The organism is Stenotrophomonas sp. FR010 (assembly GCF_047520755.2).
Lineage (GTDB): Bacteria > Pseudomonadota > Gammaproteobacteria > Xanthomonadales > Xanthomonadaceae > Stenotrophomonas > Stenotrophomonas sepilia.
The window spans coordinates 83,582-97,594 of sequence record NZ_JAXBQT020000002.1 but is presented as its reverse complement, the minus strand read 5'-3'; the positions used below and the strand labels follow the sequence as shown (position 1 = coordinate 97,594).

Sequence of the window (14,013 nt, the reverse complement as noted above, 5' to 3'; positions counted from 1 at the left end):
CGCCCGACGAATGGCGGCACTGTGCGACCGGCGGTGCCTGCGGCATGTGAATCACGCGCGCCATTTTCATGACGCACGTCAAATAAAAGGGGCCGGCAGAATGGTTTTGCCGAAAATGCGTATCGCTGCATGTGGCGGAGAATCCATTCCCCGCCATGAGTAAATAAATTCAGCTGCTGGAGAGTTTCATCAGCACCAGGCCGGAAACAATCAGCACCGCTGCACCGATCCGCATCGGGCTGACCTGCTCACCCAGGAACACGATGCCGACCACGAACGCGCCGACCGCGCCGATGCCGGTCCAGATCGTATAGGCGGTGCCCAGCGGCAGGCGGCGCATGGCCACCGCCAGCAGCCAGAAGCTGGCGATCATGCCGATGATGGTGACCACGGTGGGGGTGAGACGGGTGAAGCCTTCGGACTGCTTCATGGACACGGCCCAGACGATTTCCAGCAGTCCGGCAAACAATAGATAGATCCAGGCCATGACGGCCCCTCCTCTTGGTAGGGCCAGGCCGTCCTGGTCTTTGATTCCCGATGTGGGGAGGTCGTTCCTCCTGGCCGGCATTCTAGCAACGGGGGCCACGCCCGGCCGCCGTGGCCAGGAACGGGTTACAGCCAGTTCAGTGCGTGACGCTGGCGTCGATGGCCCGGCCTGCGCTAGAATGAGGGTCTGCCATCGGTCAGCCGATGTGCGGTCCGGCTGTGGTCTCCGGCGCATCGCGCGCTGCTTCCCCTGATCCGTGAACTGGCCGCCCACCGGGCGGCCAACGTCTCTATGGTGGCCCCGTCGGCCCCTCGCGACGCTAGGTCGAAAACCCCGCCAGGGCCGGAAGGCAGCAACGGTATCGATCGACGCGGGCGCCGAGGCCAGCCGGCGGGGCCACCGCCTTTTCCGGCGACGCCCTCGCCTCTGGTAGATGCCAACCCTGGTTGGCGCCCTTTGCCGGGCATGGCCCCGCGCTACTACAGCGCGCGCTCCAGCGCCTCCAGTTCGGCGGCCCGCGCCGCATCGGCGGGCTGGCCGGTCCTGCTCACGGCGGATCCTGCACCAGTACGTGCGGCGCGGTCGGGTCGGCCAGAGGCACGCACTGCCCCGGCTGCGCCACGCGGTGCCCGCGCGCGGCCAGCGCCTGGCCATCGGCCACGCTGGCGTAGTGGTAGAGCATCATCCGCGCCTGCAGTTCAGTGCTGTACTCACGCTCCAGGTCGTCCACGCCCGTGTGTGACGGGTTGCCGTGCAGGCCGCAGTCATGGGCGATCAGTTCGTTGTCGTCGGCGTAGCGCGCCAGCATCTCCGGAATCGGCCGGGTATCGCCGCTCCAGGTCAGCGCGCCCTGCAGGCGCAGGCCATAGGCCGTCTCCGGCCAGTGATGGCGCACCGGAAACACCTCCAGGCGCACCCCCTCATGCCAGAACGCCTCGCCCACCACGATCAGGTGGAAGGCATCCCAGAAATTCGCACCGCCCTCGGCCAGCACGTTGGGATAGTCAGCAATGCGCTTGTGCAGCAGCGGCACCACCGTGGCAGGCACGTACAGTCGCACCTTGCCGCGCCGGTTCGCATTGAAGAAAGTGTCCACGAACAGGCGCTCGAAGCCGGCCACATGGTCCAGGTGCACATGGGTGACGAACAGCGCCTGCGGCATGTGCCCGTAGTGCGCCTTGAACGCGGTGAGGCCTTCACCGCCGCAATCGATGGTCAGCCACGGGCGACCACCGCGCTCGATCACCGACATCGGCGATCCCAGCTCGACCGCCGACGCGTTGCCGACGCCGAGGAAACGCAACGACCAGTCCATCAGGTGCCCCGGTTCCAGGCCATGTCATAGGCACGGCGCAGCCGTGCGTAGTCCTTCTGCACATCTTCCACGCTGCGCTCGCCGCGCAGCTTGACCAGCGAGCGCAGCAACCGCTTGAGGTTGCGTTCGCGCCAGCCGGTGGCCGGAATGCGGATCACCCCACGGTCGAAATCGATCAGCCAGCCATGGCCACTGCCATCGAACAGGATGTTGTGCGCGTTGAGGTCGGCATGGTCCAGGCCGGCACGGTGGAAACGGGCGATCAGCCGCCCGGTCTCCTCCCAGGGCGCGCCCCGGCCCGCAACCAGTGCGCGGTCGGCCAGCGAGCGCACACCCTCGATCCGTTCCATCAGGATCGCGGCCCGGTAGCGCAGGCCCTCGCGCATGTAGAACGCGGCGATCGGCCGTGGCACCGGCAACTTCTTCTCGCGCAGCGCGCGCATCAAGCGGAATTCGGCGAAGCTGCGGGTCCGGTCCGAGCCGCGCCAGAGGTACTGGTCGAGGCTGATCCGGGCCGCCATGCCGCCGCGCAGGTAGTGGCGCAGCACGCTGGCACCGAACGGCGCATCGACGAACCAGGCGCTGCCGCGGCCGCCCTCGCCCACCGGGCGGGCCTTGCTGCCCCAGTGCTGGGGCGAGAACAGGCCAATATCGGCTTGCCGCAGCCGCTCGCGGTCGAACAGAATGGCCCCGATGCCGCGACCCTCGCGGCATGGCGTCAGCGCTTCATTGGCGTCGAATGCGACCATTTCATTGAGTCTAACAACACATGGCATCAGCGTCCTCCTCCTTGTGCCTCCTGCGCTTGTCCGCACTTGGCGATGTCACCCACGTGGTGCCCCTGGTGCGCACCCTGCAGGCTGCGCGCCCGGACACGCCGATCCACTGGATCATCGACAAGGTTGGCCACAAGCTGCTTGACGGCCTGCCCGGCGTCACCTTCCATGCCTACGACAAGAAGAGCGGCATGGCCGGGGTCAAGGAACTGCGCAGGCAACTGCCACCGGGGCGCTTTGAAGCGCTGTTGCAGATGCAGGTCGCGTTCCGCGCCAACCTGCTGTCGGCCTTCATTCCGGCCGAGCGCCGCATCGGATACGACCGCAGCCGCTCCAAGGACCTGCACGGGCTCTTCATCAACGAGCGTATTCCCGATCGCCCCGGCATCCACGTGCTGGATGCCATCGGCAGCTTCTGCGAGCCGCTGGGCCTGCGCCAGACCGAAGTCAGCTGGGATCTGGCCGTGCCGCCGTCCGCCTTCGAGTGGGCCGCCGCGCAGTGGCAGGACGATGGCCGCCCGGTGCTGATGATCTCGCCCTGCTCCAGCCACGTGCGCCGCAACTGGTACGCCGACCGCTACGCCGCGGTGGCCAACCATGCCGTCCAGCGCGGTTGGCGGGTGGTGCTGTGCGGTGGCCGCAGCGAACTGGAGCGCCACATGGCCGATGCGATCCAAGCGCAGCTGCAGACGCCGGCACTGGACCTGGTCGGCAAGGACACGCTCAAGCAGCTGCCCGCCCTGCTGGCCCGCGCCAACCTGGTGATGACCCCGGACTCGGGCCCGATGCACATCGCCAACGCAATGGGCACCAAGGTGCTGGGACTGCATGCGGCCAGCAACCCGAACCGCAGTGGCCCGTACTCGGACCGCCGCTACTGCGTGGACCGCTACGACGACGCAGCGCGCAAGTACCTGGCCAAGCAGGCCACCGATCTGAAGTGGGGCACCAAGATCGAGTTCGACGATGTAATGGAACTGATTACCGTCGAAGACGGTATCGCCGCCTTCGAACGCTACGTCGCCGACCATCTGGGGTGAGCGGCGGACTGCCCGGGATCACGTGCGCTGCGCGTAATCCTGATAGGACTTCTCTTCCACGTACGCCGAACCCAGCGCCAGGTTGATCGCCTTCTTGATGCGCGCGCGCTCGTCGTTGCGCAGGTAGACACTGCGCGCCAGGTCGATGAAGCCCTGGTCGAACGCCTGCGCCTTCTCCTTCAGGCGGATGTCGTCCTCGATGTCCCACAGCTGCTCGTTGACCGCCTTCAGCTCGGCACGCAGCTTGGCGATGTCCTTCACCGCAGCCGGGTGTGCCATCCAGGTCTGCTCCAGCGCCGACAGCTCCCTGCGCACATTGGCCAGCTTGCCCTCGTCGCTGATGCGCTCGAACTTGATCTGCAGGATCGAGATCTTGTCCAGCAGCTCGCCGAAGGACACGGGGACGAGGATTTCAGCGGTCATCGGGGAAAGCTCCAGCAAGTGATGTGTGCAGTTTAACCCGCGACTGGCGATGGGACAGTTCAGGTAGAGCCACGCCGCGCGTGGATGGTCCAGCCCTGCAGCAACTGCATCCACCCATGGCGTGGATTTACTGATGCATCTGCTGGAACAAGCCCCTCTGTTGAGGGGCTGCCCCTACAGGGGCGGGGAGAGGCCGGCAAAGGGAGGGGCCCGAACGTTGCACGGCAACGTTTGGGGAGACGCGCAAAGCGCGTCGCGTCCCGCGCCAGATCAGGACGTGGTCACTACAGCGCAACTCGCGCTGTCCATCCACGCATGACGTGGATCTACGGATGCATCTGGAGAAACAAGCCCCTCTGTTGAGGGGCTGCCCCGACAGGGGCGGGGAGAGGCCGGCAAAGGGAGGGGCCCGAACGTTGCACGGCAACGTTTGGGGCGACGCGCAAAGCGCGTCGCGTCCCGCGCCAGATAAAGAAAAAGGGCCGCCTTTCGGCAGCCCTTTTTCTTTATCTGGCGGAGAGGGGGTCTGCCTAGTATTCGTCCAGCCCGGTCCGTAACGATCCAAAGGCCAATAATTTAAGTCTTTCTTTTCAATATCTTACAACACTTTCAAATCCAGACATGTCCAAGAGCATCCATCACCAGCCCTCTCAAAATGGCATACTGGATGGCATACCGGAAGCAACTGAAAATCCATGCCACTTCTCACCGATGTCAAAGCTCGAAGCATCCTTCCCGGGAGTCGCGCAGTACCTCATGGAGCCGTCACAGGCCTGAGCCTCCTCCCCTCATCGACCCTGAAGGGCCAAGGAAAATGGGTATTTCGATACGTCAGCCCCACGACGGGGAAACGCAGGAACGCTGGGTTGGGCGGCTATCCACAAATCACTATTGCCGCAGCAGGGAAGCTGGCTCGAGAGATGCGGGACCTGATCACGACGGGACAGGACCCCTTAACAGTGAAAGCTCTGGAAGCCACCAAGCTCCAGATACCGACCTTTCAGGAGGCTGCCACACAGGTCCACACCGAGATGAAGCCTGGCTGGAGGAATGAGAAACATGCCCAGCAGTGGATCAACACACTGGTCGAGTATGTCTTCCCGAAAATTGGGAACCTGCCGATCGACCAGCTACAGCCTCGGCACATCGCCGAAGTTCTACGCCCCATCTGGCTTGAAAAGGCTGAAACTGCCTCACGCGTTAAACAGCGTATTCATGCCGTAATGGCTTGGGGCTGGGCGCACGGATTCAACCAAGCCAACCCCGTGGATGTGGTCAACCACTTGCTCCCTCAGCAACCCAGCAAGACGATCCGCCAAGAACACCAGCCCGCAATGCATTGGCAGCACGTCCCCACATTTGTCGGAGCGGAGTTGGCAACCACACGTGAATTCGACGTGACCCGGCGCGCGTTGCTTTTTCTGATCCTGACGGGCGCCCGCTCCGGCGAGGTCCGAGCCATGACTTGGAGTGAGGTGAATCTACGTAACGGGCTATGGATAGTTCCAGCAGACCGAATGAAAGCTAGACAAGTTCACAGGGTCCCACTTTCCAAGCAGGCAGTGGCCTTGCTCCAACAGCAAGTCGGCCATGACGAAGAACTCGTATTCCCATCCATTCAAGCCCGAAAGGTACTGTCAGATATGACGCTGACTGCCTTATTACGTAGACTCTCGGCGCCCAGCGATTCAGAGGGCCGAGTAGCCACAGCACATGGATTTCGCTCTAGCTTTCGCGACTGGTGCAGCGAAAAAGGATATGCTAGGGACTTGGCTGAGCGCGCCCTAGCTCACACCGTTAAAAATCAGGTTGAGGCGGCATATCATCGAACCGACTTACTGGATCAGCGCCGACCAATGATGCAGGCGTGGGCTGACTACATTCAGCCAGAGCAATAACACTGAACAAATTATAAATGCACTGACGCGGGCCCCGCCCGTTTCCAAGGCAGTAATAAGCCCGCATATAGTCTCAGACCACAGCAATCAGCGCGCTTGCAGCACCACGTAGGCGTGCAGCTTTAGGGGCACCGTACCCAGACCGGGGCCTGTCGTAGATTTTGTGTAAAAGGGTCACCGACAGCAAACTGCCATCTTCAATCGCGTAGGCTTTTGCAGACACTCTTCAGCCGTTTAGTTCGTACTGGACCGGCCAGCCTTTCGTAGACACTCGGACGCCATAATTGATGGCAATGACCGAGGTGTTTATGGGCAACAGCAAGCAGTACACGGATGAGTTCCGCGCAGAGGCGGTGAAGCAGGTAATCGAGCGCGGCTTTACAGTCGTGGACGTAGCCTCCCGGATCGGGATTCCCAAGCACACACTGTACGGCTGGGTGCAGGCGGCCAAGAAGACGGTGCGTGCACCGGGCACTATCGCCGTGCTGAGCGATTCGGCTGAGATTCGCCGGCTCAAGGCCGAGCTGCGGCGGGTGACCGAGGAGCGCGACATCCTAAAAAAAGCCGCGGTGAGTTCAACCCGTCGACGCAACGGCTTGGCTCAGCTTAGCGGCTGGCGTCTGGAAGCCCAAGGTCTTACGAGGTCTTTCGTTGAGACGTCTGGCGATCTTGTTCAAGAATGCCTGCGAATGGCGGGATAGATCCGTGCCGTCGGGGAAGTACTGCCGCAGAAGGCCATTGGTGTTTTCGTTCGAACCGCGCTGCCAAGGGCTTTGCGGATCGAAGAAGTAGACCTGCGTGTCGGTCGCCACGGTGAAGTTCTTGTGGCTGGCCATCTCACCGCCTCGATCCCACGTCAGCGATTTTCGCAGCGCGGTTGGCAGTGTTTTCACTTGCCGGCTCAGCGCCGAGACGACGCTGCTGGTGTCCTTACCCTTCACTTTCACCAGCATCACGAAGCGCGAGTGCCGTTCCACAAGCGTCGCGATGTGGGAATTGTTGCTGCCCGTGATCAGATCACCCTCCCAATGCCCTGGCACGGCGCGATCTTCGACTTCCGCCGGACGCTCCCGAATCGATACCGCGTCGATGATCCCGCCGCGAGGCATCGCGGTGGCCAGCTTTGAGTGGCGCATACGGCGACGCGTGCGCAGGTGCGCCAGGAGTTCCTTCTTGAGCAGGCCGCGCGCCTGGATGAACAAGCTCCGGTAGATCGTTTCGTGCGACACCTGCAGTGCCTGGTTGAGCGGGAACCTCAGCTTAAGCCAGCCGGCGATCTGTTCCGGCGACCACTGCTGGCCCAGCTTGCAAGCCACCAACCAGCGCAGACGAGGGTTATCGGCCAACCGGCAAGACTGTGGCCTCCGGGCTGCCTCCCAAGCGGCCTCATCGGCATGTGCGGCCCGATATCGGTCACGGCCACCATGCCGTGCCACTTCCCGGCTAATCGTCGAGGTAGGCCGCCCTAGGCTGAGCGCAATCTGGCGAAACGACTGGCCAGAAGCTAGGCATCGAGATATCTCTTCGCGATCCATTAAGCTCAGCGACCGGGCGGATCGGCGACGTTCCCTCGGCGCGATCCCGCCTTGCGCGGCCAGAACCCCGAAAATCGAACCCGGATTCTTGTCAAAGAAGCGGGCAATGTCGCTGAGCGACTGGCCGCCCTTCCATCGTCGCCATAGATCTCGCTTCTGGGCTCGAGACATGCCGGGCCGCCCCATCCTTGCCATATCGTTCGCTCCTATCAGTGCAACTGTTGATCATGTTGCATTGACGGGTTGAACTCACCGCGGCTTTTTTTAGGATGTCGCGCTCCTCGGTCACCCGCCTCAGCTCAGCCTTGAGCCGCTTGGCATCGGACACGCTCATGCCGCCGAACTTGCTGCGCCACAGGTAGTACGAGGCTTCGCTGAAGCCATGTCGGCGGCATAAGTCCTTGACCGCCATGCCGGCGTCGGCTTCACGCAGGAAACCGATGATCTGTTCTTCGGAAAAGCGTTTCTTCACGTCCAATCTCCTGGTCAGGTGGGATTGGACTCCAATTCGCCGTGCTACTCAAAACCGGGGGGACGTCGGGTCCAGGCCGCCGCCGCCTCGGCCAACACCACCCGCAGCTATGCCAGTGCCCTGCGCTACTGGGCTGGCTGGTTCCAGGGACGCTACGGGGAGTCGTTGGCACTGCCGGTGCCGGAGGCGGCGGTGATCCAGTTCATCGTCGACCATCTGCCCCGCCGCACTCACACTGGTCAGGCCTGGGAACTGCCAGCGGAGCTGGATGCGCTGCTGGTGACCAGTGGCCTCAAGAAACGTCCGGGACCGTGGTCGCTGGCTACCGTGGTGCACCGCGTCGCCGTGCTATCCACGGCGCACCGGTTGCGTCAGGTCGTCTCCAACCCAGCCGAATCCCCCGCCGTGCGCCACCTTTTGGCTCGTAGCCGGCGCGCGGCGGTCAAACAAGGCGTGCGGCCTCGCAAGAAGACCGCACTGTCCCGCGCCGAGCTCGAGGCCCTGCTCGCGACCTGCGACCAGTCGCTGGAAGGCCTACGCGATCGTGCCCTGCTCTGCTTTGGCTTTGCTTCCGGCGGGCGCCGGCGCAGCGAGATCGCTGCCGCCGACTTGGCTGATCTCAGGGCGCTGCCTGAGGGTGGTTACGTCTACTGGTTGGGCCACAGTAAGACGCAGCAGGCCGGCCCGACCGCCGGCTCGAGCCCGGACAAGCCTGTGCTGGGGGCGGCCGCGCAGGCACTGTCTGCCTGGTTGCATGCCGCGGCCTTTACCGAGGGGCCGATCTTCCGCCGCCTCTGGGGCCCGCGCGTGGGGCCAGGGCTCAGCGACAAGGCCGTGGCGACGATCATTCAGCGGCGTGCACGCATGGCCGGGCTGGAGGGAGATTTCGGCGGCCATAGTCTGCGCTCGGGGTTCGTCACCGAAGGCGCTCGCCAAGGCATTGCCCTGCCCGCTCTGATGGCCATGACTGAACACCGGGCCGTGTCCAGTGTGATCGGGTACTACCAAGCCGGCGAGGCAAGCCAGAATCCCGCCGCCCGGCTATTAGATGTTCTATAGCCTTTGCATCTCTACCCGCACAGTCAGACTGTATGCCCTTGGCTTAACTGCGATCCCGCATGTTGGTAAGAAAGTAGGGTCTTGATCAAAAACTCGACCTGAGTCGTAACGCGCGCATCGACTTTCATCACCGGCATTCGGAACCCACCGGCGTTAAGTGCGTCACGGAATGTAGTGAGTTGGAAGCTTGGCGCCAAATCACTTTTCGTCACGCCCACAACGAAACTCGCCTCCGGGGCGAGCACGCCGAAATCCTTCAACAGCTCTGATGTGCTGTCAACGGCATCACCTTGACATGCATTAACCAGAACGATGATTCCGATTGCACCCGTACAAACCATTGGCCACATAAAATTCAGATACTTCTGACCAGGAACTCCGTAGACATGCAGGAGTTCGCCATCGTCCAAGTCCACGCTGCTGTAGTCCAACGCCACCGTGGTCAAAGACTTCTCTTCTGTGGCATCGATACTTAACGGCATGTCAGTGCTGACCGGTTCAATGTCCGATATCGCACGGATGGCCGTGGTCTTGCCTGCTCCCATGCCGCCAACAAAGACGAGTTTGTTGCCGTAGTTATCCATGAGCTTTCCCAAAAAGTTTCAGACCAAAACGCTTTGCCATTCGCAACAAAGTTTCGGCGTGGCGCGAGGCAACGGCGCGCACACTTGCTCCCGGATCAGATAGAGATGCTTCCAAGCCGCTTAGGCGAACGAGCGCCATGATCCTCTGCACTTCGTCAACGCTCTCGTTCGCCACCGAAGCCAGAGAACCGGCGCGCCAAGATTGGCCATCGAGGTAAGCGAGCGCCAAGGCCCATGAGGCCGGCGTGGCGCCGACGTCCAGGTCTGGCCACGTCCGCAAGCGAAGCTCATCAGTGACGAGAGGCAGGTCTTCGTTTGAAAGATAAGGCAATAGGCGCCACCACAAGGTCTCTGTCTCGTAGCTGCGCGTGACATCAGGCAGGTAGACGGACTTCCATTCGTCTTCTGTTAGTTCCCTCACACGCCAATCGGACTTTACGGCACACCCTAGGAGCTCATTCAACGGCATCCGTCGCAGCATATGCACTTGTCCATTGCGGGTATCGCTGACCAGTCGAAAAAGGCCAAGTTCTAGTAGCGTGCGCTTCTCTCTACGGCGATCAAGACGCATGTGCTCCAGCATAGGCTGAACAAGTGGCACATCCCATGCCGATGGCTGACTCATCGCCCTGGATGGACTGCTCTTAAGACTGGACTTCAGTACATCCACGAACTCTCGAACTGTCGCCAGCCTCGGTAGAGCCTGCATGGTGCCAGAGGCAACCGGCGCCCCATGCAAGCGAATTGAAGGCACGTTGTCCTGCCTTGCGGATTGGATCGCATGGCGGCCAGCATGGCTTGTCTCGTCTGCTACCAACAGTGCGGCGGGCTCTGCACCCCACTCAACTAGGCGTACGGTGAGGCGCTCGGCCGCGAGCAACGAACACGCCAACTTAAGGCGTGTGGCTGGCAATAACTCCAAACCGGCCATCGCGACGGTGAAATCGTAAGATGTGGGGGAGAACATGGACTTGAAGGTGATGAGGGGTGCCGATCAAGGCGTTGCGCACCACCGGCCGCAAGTTCAGCCGGTGGTGCCTCGGAATCAGCTGAAATCCAGCTTTTTCTCGAAGCTTTTCAGCTCGTGACGCGCCATGGCCAGGTTTGCCCGCGCACGGTCAAGCACCACGTAGAGGAACAATGTCGGATTGCTCTCCAGCGGGCGAATAATGTGGTACTGCTTGCTCAGCGAGATCAGGATATCTTCGATGGTATCGTCCAGTGCCAACTGCTCGGCAACACGACGCTTGCTGCGCACAACATCGCTGTTACCAGCAGCTGCTACTTCCAGATTCAGGTTGCCACCGCCGAGCGTGGCCATCGCCATCCCGCTATCGCTGTCAACAAGGGCAACGCCCACAAAGCCTGTGATCTGGCCGAGACCGTCAAGGTTCAACTTCGACATCTTCTTCTTTCCTTAGGGTTGGTGAATCGACCTCCCTGATGCAGGGAGGAACATGTGAGTGCATCGGGACTACTTCGGCATCAGAGCCGAAATTCGAGTAGCGCATTCGCGAGCGGCAAACAGGAGCACCGCCACATTGATATCGAATGTGCCTAGTGCAGCTAATGTCATAGGCTTGGCGTGATCCATTCGAATCAGCACCATGTTTCCTTGACGTGTCGCGATGGTTGCGTAGTCTGCCGCAGCCAAACCAAGCTCTTTGACTACCGTCTCTCCCAAGGTAAGGAAAGAGTTGGTCATTGCAGCTAGCCGTCGTGGATCACTGCCGTGCTCATCAAGCGCAGCCAAAGCACGCCCGTCTGCAGTGGTTAGCAGCAGCATTGAAACGCCGGGAGTCCGCTGCTTCGCGCGCCGAAACTCCTGCAGCAAAACTTCCTTGTCGACTTGCGGGACTTCATGGCTTTTGTCTCCCATGACGCTAAGAACCTTCTCAATGGTGGCTGTATGCAAGGCGTACTCTCCTGTACGGATCCTGTTGAGCAGGAACCATGCCAAGTAGTGGGTTGTGATAAATGGCACTGCTAGCGGCGCAATCAGTGATACGCGGCGCGCGAGAATGACGCTGTGCGTCACAAATGTTAGTGAAATTCACATTTCACGACAACCACCGTCACATTCATAAATGGTGGAGCGCCTTCCCGTAGGACAAACCAAAGCGGTTGCCAAGCCTCACAAACCATAGCGGAGGCCGAGAGAACTGGAGGGGGTGGGCGCTCTTTACTAGCGAGCGTCTAGTTCTGGACTGGCCATCTTGGCCACATACGCCAATTGGTACCAAATTGGCATCTACCGCTAGAGGTCAGTCAGCGAAGAGGTCAGAGCCGGCAGCTATGAACCTCTCACTGAAGTGCTAAGGGCACTGATACCACTCAGCCCTTTGAGCGAACGTTTGCAAACAGATGCGTTAGTTGATTCGGCTCTAGGGGGCGCGACAATAAGTAACCTTGATACACATCGCAGCCCAGCTGTTTGAGATGTTCGCGCTGCCCTTGGGTTTCTACACCCTCTGCAACAACACGTAGATTCAGCGCTCGCCCCAACGCAACTATTGAGGCAACGATGGCAGCATCTTCAGAGTTCGATTCCAGATCGGTGATGAAGGCGCGATCGATTTTTAGCTCTGTTGCAGGCAATCGCTTCAGATACAGGAGGCTTGAATAGCCGGTACCGAAATCATCGATAGCAATCTGTACACCCATTGCCGTAAGTTCGTCCAAGACCCTCAAAGTTGCGTCGGCATCGCGCATGGCCGTCGTCTCTGTAATCTCGAGCGTAAGCAAACCAGGGCCAAGATTATTGCTTTCTAATGCCATCCTTACCGTATCGATAAGGGCGGCTGAAGAGAACTGAAGCGGCGATAGATTGATCGCCACACTCGGAACCTGGTATCCATCGTTCTTCCATTCCCTTGTTTGCCGACAAGCCTCATTCAGGACCCAGTCGCCCAGTGCCAGAATCAACCCGCTGCGCTCCGCGACTGGAATAAATTCACTTGGCTGCAAGAGACCATGCTCTGGATGACACCAACGGACAAGTGCTTCCAAGCCAACCAACGAGCAATCTGGGCCGGCGAATTTTGGCTGGTAATGTAGAACAAGTTCTTTACGATCTATGGCCCTTCGTAGGTCGCTCAAAAGCTCAAGCTGTTGATGAGCGCTGACGTTCATGGAAGGCGAATAGAACGTATATCCGTTCCTGCCATTGTTCTTAGTGTGGTACATCGCTGCGTCGGCATGTGCCACTAGCTCTCGCTCAGTGGCTCCGTCGGAAGGATACATAGCCACGCCAATGCTAGCTGTGACATGCACTTCAGCAGACTCGATACTAATAGAGAGGGCTACTGTGTCGATTATCCTCTGAGCTACAACAGCAGCATCCTGAGAATCACTGGTGGGCACGATCAAGACGAACTCATCGCCGCCCATGCGCGAAAAAGTGTCTTGGCTTCGAAGCAATTCGCGGATCCGTTCAGCGACGCTCAGGAGAAGGGCATCGCCGGCTTGGTGACCATAGGCGTCGTTTATGCTCTTGAATCCGTCCAAATCAAGAAACATGACAGCAAACTGTTCGCGTTTTCGCTGTGCCTTCTCAATAGACTGTTTAAGTCGATCCTGAAGGAGAACGCGATTGGGAAGCCTTGTCAGCGGATCATGTAGAGCGGCCTGCACGAGTTGATCGTGTGCACGCGCCAACGACCTGGAAAGATGGCGCGTTCTTAGATGCATTTGGCGATCCAGCACCGATACGATCAATGCAACTCCCATAATCGCGACCGTAGTGACAACTACCAAGACTGCCAGCCAATGTGCTGGCACACCACCATCACGCGCTGCACCGCACCAGCTGCCCGGCAAGAACCGCGCAGCAGCCATGCCAGTGTAGTGCATGCCTACGATCGCAAGCCCCATGATCACGGCCGCAACAAAGCGCCAACGGTATTGTCCGCGCGCACCTGCTCTAAGACGAAAGGCAATCCATAGCGCGGTGCCTGACGCTGCGATTGCGATCAAAATGGACAAGACGAACCAAGTGGGGTCGTACTCTATTCCGGGCTGCATCTGAAGCGCAGCCGTGCCCAGGTAGTGCATCATCGCGATGCCGAGCCCCATAAGGATCGCGCCAAGCATCAGCCTGCTAACCGGGAGCTTGGGCCTGGAGACCAGCCAGAGCGCGAAAACCGACGCGCCGATCGCGGCAATCATCGAATAAAGTGTAATGGCAAGGTCGTAACCGAGCGGTATCGGTAAGTCGAACGCCAACATCCCGACGAAATGCATCGACCAAATGCCTAGGCCCATCGCAAGGGAGCCGCCGATCAACCACCAGCGCGACGCGACGCCCTTAGTTGCAGCCACCCGGCCTGCCATGTCCAATGCAGTGTAGGAAGCGAGAATTGCTACAAGAAGCGAAAGTAGAACCAGAATATCATTGTAAGTTCCAGACATAGCGTATCCATACA

At 60.4% G+C, this 14,013-nt stretch carries 13 protein-coding genes, 1 other RNA gene and 2 pseudogenes; 5 read left to right on the top strand and 11 right to left on the bottom strand.

All coding sequences use genetic code 11. The features are described 5' to 3' along the window. Positions 1–169 precede the first annotated feature (169 nt). Complete coding sequence (locus ACM0PK_RS02760) at positions 170–487, bottom strand: DMT family transporter (protein WP_414607213.1); 318 nt, start codon at positions 485–487, stop codon at positions 170–172. A 300-nt stretch (positions 488–787) separates the two neighbouring features. Between ACM0PK_RS02760 and ffs the strand changes: the two genes are divergently transcribed. Further along, an RNA gene (gene ffs / locus ACM0PK_RS02755) (signal recognition particle sRNA small type) lies at positions 788–878 on the top strand. A gap of 156 nt (positions 879–1,034) precedes the next feature. Here the strand turns inward: ffs and ACM0PK_RS02750 are convergent. Together ACM0PK_RS02750 and ACM0PK_RS02745 are read right to left on the bottom strand one after the other, a co-directional pair. Further along, positions 1,035–1,802: an MBL fold metallo-hydrolase gene (locus ACM0PK_RS02750; protein WP_154350292.1), complete on the bottom strand. Its 768-nt coding sequence runs from the start codon at positions 1,800–1,802 to the stop codon at positions 1,035–1,037. Continuing rightward, the gene (locus ACM0PK_RS02745) at positions 1,802–2,551 is read right to left on the bottom strand and encodes a 3-deoxy-D-manno-octulosonic acid kinase (protein WP_134972602.1); all 750 of its coding nucleotides are present in this window, start codon (positions 2,549–2,551) and stop codon (positions 1,802–1,804) included. Before ACM0PK_RS02745 ends, ACM0PK_RS02750 begins: the two co-directional genes overlap by 1 nt. 20 nt (positions 2,552–2,571) lie before the next feature. On the opposite strand from ACM0PK_RS02745, the gene ACM0PK_RS02740 reads away from it, so the two are divergent. Further along, complete coding sequence (locus ACM0PK_RS02740) at positions 2,572–3,618, top strand: glycosyltransferase family 9 protein (protein WP_061479958.1); 1,047 nt, start codon at positions 2,572–2,574, stop codon at positions 3,616–3,618. Between the two features lie 18 nt (positions 3,619–3,636). Here ACM0PK_RS02740 and ACM0PK_RS02735 read toward each other — a convergent pair whose 3' ends face one another. Then, positions 3,637–4,041 (bottom strand): DUF6165 family protein, encoded by a 405-nt coding sequence (locus ACM0PK_RS02735; RefSeq protein WP_414607214.1) that lies wholly within the window; start codon positions 4,039–4,041, stop codon positions 3,637–3,639. 695 nt (positions 4,042–4,736) lie between these two features. Between ACM0PK_RS02735 and ACM0PK_RS02730 the strand changes: the two genes are divergently transcribed. Both ACM0PK_RS02730 and ACM0PK_RS02725 read left to right on the top strand, forming a co-directional pair. Further along, on the top strand, positions 4,737–5,939 hold the full coding sequence (locus tag ACM0PK_RS02730; protein ID WP_049440220.1) for a tyrosine-type recombinase/integrase: 1,203 nt from the start codon (positions 4,737–4,739) through the stop codon (positions 5,937–5,939). Between the two features lie 308 nt (positions 5,940–6,247). Then, positions 6,248–6,505: pseudogene (locus tag ACM0PK_RS02725) on the top strand (transposase); the annotation flags it as partial. A gap of 9 nt (positions 6,506–6,514) precedes the next feature. Here ACM0PK_RS02725 and ACM0PK_RS02720 read toward each other — a convergent pair. Together ACM0PK_RS02720 and ACM0PK_RS02715 are read right to left on the bottom strand one after the other, a co-directional pair. After that, positions 6,515–7,669, bottom strand: a complete 1,155-nt coding sequence (locus ACM0PK_RS02720; protein ID WP_414608120.1) for an IS30 family transposase — start codon at positions 7,667–7,669, stop codon at positions 6,515–6,517. A gap of 64 nt (positions 7,670–7,733) precedes the next feature. Beyond that, a pseudogene (locus tag ACM0PK_RS02715) lies at positions 7,734–7,946 on the bottom strand (transposase); the annotation flags it as partial. Positions 7,947–7,970: 24 nt separating this feature from the next. On the opposite strand from ACM0PK_RS02715, the gene ACM0PK_RS02710 reads away from it, so the two are divergent. Continuing rightward, the gene (locus tag ACM0PK_RS02710) at positions 7,971–9,005 is read left to right on the top strand and encodes a site-specific integrase (protein ID WP_049439379.1); all 1,035 of its coding nucleotides are present in this window, start codon (positions 7,971–7,973) and stop codon (positions 9,003–9,005) included. A 23-nt stretch (positions 9,006–9,028) separates the two neighbouring features. Here ACM0PK_RS02710 and ACM0PK_RS02705 read toward each other — a convergent pair whose 3' ends face one another. The 5 genes from ACM0PK_RS02705 to ACM0PK_RS02685 form a co-directional block, all read right to left on the bottom strand. Next, complete coding sequence (locus ACM0PK_RS02705) at positions 9,029–9,589, bottom strand: GTP-binding protein (protein WP_049439368.1); 561 nt, start codon at positions 9,587–9,589, stop codon at positions 9,029–9,031. After that, positions 9,582–10,160 (bottom strand): hypothetical protein, encoded by a 579-nt coding sequence (locus tag ACM0PK_RS02700; RefSeq protein ID WP_153643736.1) that lies wholly within the window; start codon positions 10,158–10,160, stop codon positions 9,582–9,584. Before ACM0PK_RS02700 ends, ACM0PK_RS02705 begins: the two co-directional genes overlap by 8 nt. A 474-nt stretch (positions 10,161–10,634) precedes the next feature. Then, positions 10,635–10,994 carry a roadblock/LC7 domain-containing protein gene (locus tag ACM0PK_RS02695; RefSeq protein WP_049439369.1) on the bottom strand — a complete coding sequence of 120 codons (360 nt, stop codon included), beginning with the start codon at positions 10,992–10,994 and terminating at the stop codon, positions 10,635–10,637. Between the two features lie 69 nt (positions 10,995–11,063). Further along, on the bottom strand, positions 11,064–11,504 hold the full coding sequence (locus ACM0PK_RS02690; protein WP_080355721.1) for a roadblock/LC7 domain-containing protein: 441 nt from the start codon (positions 11,502–11,504) through the stop codon (positions 11,064–11,066). A gap of 419 nt (positions 11,505–11,923) precedes the next feature. After that, positions 11,924–13,999, bottom strand: a complete 2,076-nt coding sequence (locus ACM0PK_RS02685; protein WP_049439371.1) for a putative bifunctional diguanylate cyclase/phosphodiesterase — start codon at positions 13,997–13,999, stop codon at positions 11,924–11,926. Positions 14,000–14,013 lie beyond the last annotated feature (14 nt).

What these genes read in the sequence shown, in the direction of transcription:
- ACM0PK_RS02750 (WP_154350292.1), bottom strand. Translation starts at nt 1,802, where the DNA reads ATGGACTGGTCGTTGCGTTTCCTCGGCGTCGGCAACGCGTCGGCGGTC.
- ACM0PK_RS02740 (WP_061479958.1), top strand. Translation starts at nt 2,572, where the DNA reads ATGGCATCAGCGTCCTCCTCCTTGTGCCTCCTGCGCTTGTCCGCACTT.
- ACM0PK_RS02685 (WP_049439371.1), bottom strand. Translation starts at nt 13,999, where the DNA reads ATGTCTGGAACTTACAATGATATTCTGGTTCTACTTTCGCTTCTTGTA.
- ACM0PK_RS02735 (WP_414607214.1), bottom strand. Translation starts at nt 4,041, where the DNA reads ATGACCGCTGAAATCCTCGTCCCCGTGTCCTTCGGCGAGCTGCTGGAC.
- ACM0PK_RS02705 (WP_049439368.1), bottom strand. Translation starts at nt 9,589, where the DNA reads ATGGATAACTACGGCAACAAACTCGTCTTTGTTGGCGGCATGGGAGCA.
- ACM0PK_RS02730 (WP_049440220.1), top strand. Translation starts at nt 4,737, where the DNA reads ATGCCACTTCTCACCGATGTCAAAGCTCGAAGCATCCTTCCCGGGAGT.
- ACM0PK_RS02700 (WP_153643736.1), bottom strand. Translation starts at nt 10,160, where the DNA reads ATGCGTCTTGATCGCCGTAGAGAGAAGCGCACGCTACTAGAACTTGGC.
- ACM0PK_RS02745 (WP_134972602.1), bottom strand. Translation starts at nt 2,551, where the DNA reads ATGGTCGCATTCGACGCCAATGAAGCGCTGACGCCATGCCGCGAGGGT.
- ACM0PK_RS02760 (WP_414607213.1), bottom strand. Translation starts at nt 487, where the DNA reads ATGGCCTGGATCTATCTATTGTTTGCCGGACTGCTGGAAATCGTCTGG.
- ACM0PK_RS02695 (WP_049439369.1), bottom strand. Translation starts at nt 10,994, where the DNA reads ATGTCGAAGTTGAACCTTGACGGTCTCGGCCAGATCACAGGCTTTGTG.
- ACM0PK_RS02720 (WP_414608120.1), bottom strand. Translation starts at nt 7,669, where the DNA reads ATGGCAAGGATGGGGCGGCCCGGCATGTCTCGAGCCCAGAAGCGAGAT.